This window comes from Vibrio sp. D173a (assembly GCF_030248475.1).
This window is the reverse complement of the sequence record NZ_JAHGAH010001323.1, coordinates 1-691: the sequence shown is the minus strand read 5'-3', so window position 1 is coordinate 691 and position 691 is coordinate 1. Positions and strand designations below refer to the sequence as shown.

Here is a 691-nt window from a genome sequence, read left to right as displayed (position 1 = left end):
AGCGCTTGAATGCACGCTTGGCGGCGCGCCTCAAACTCAGGACGGGTCAGCTGCGCTTTGAAATACGCATCGCTTGTTACGTTAAGGAGAGCAAACTGCGCCTCTCCTTAATTCACTATTCAATATCGAGTAGGCAGTACTTATGCCTACTCCTGTGTTAAGCCTTTGGCGCTTTTGGCTTACGCTTTGCCGTGCGCTTCTTTTTCGCTTTCGGCTTATCGGTACTCGCTGGTTTACGCTTCGGCTTTCTCTTGCTGCTTGTCCCTTCTTCACTGCTACCATCAGGGCGCTTGGTAGGCTCAACTAATGGTTTAGCACTGCTTCCTGGGCGGCGGCTTTTTACAGCTGCGCGTTTTTTGCTTTTCGCCTTTTTCGCAGCATCCGCAGCACGTTTCTTCGCGGTTTTACCTTTACCACGAGGCTTGCGGTCAGTATCGACAATATCAAAGTCAATCTGGCGGCTATCTAGGTTGACCGCAGAGACCTTAACCTTCACTGAATCGCCAAGGCGGTAGATATTACCAGAACTCTCACCAATTAATCTCTGTCCAATTGGGTCAAATTGGTAGTAATCGTTGGCTAGTGACGTCACATGCACTAAGCCATCAATATGCAGCTCTGTTAGGCGAACAAAGAAGCCAAAACCAGTTACGTTAGCAATAACACCCGGCATCTCTTCGCCAACGTGGTC

At 49.5% G+C, this 691-nt stretch carries 1 protein-coding gene; it reads right to left on the bottom strand.

Features of this window, described 5'->3' with window-relative positions; translation table 11 throughout:
- Positions 1 to 157 precede the first annotated feature (157 nt).
- Positions 158 to 691, bottom strand: a 534-nt coding sequence (locus KIV40_RS33115; RefSeq protein WP_285353626.1) for a S1 RNA-binding domain-containing protein, incomplete at its 5' end; no start/stop codon positions are given.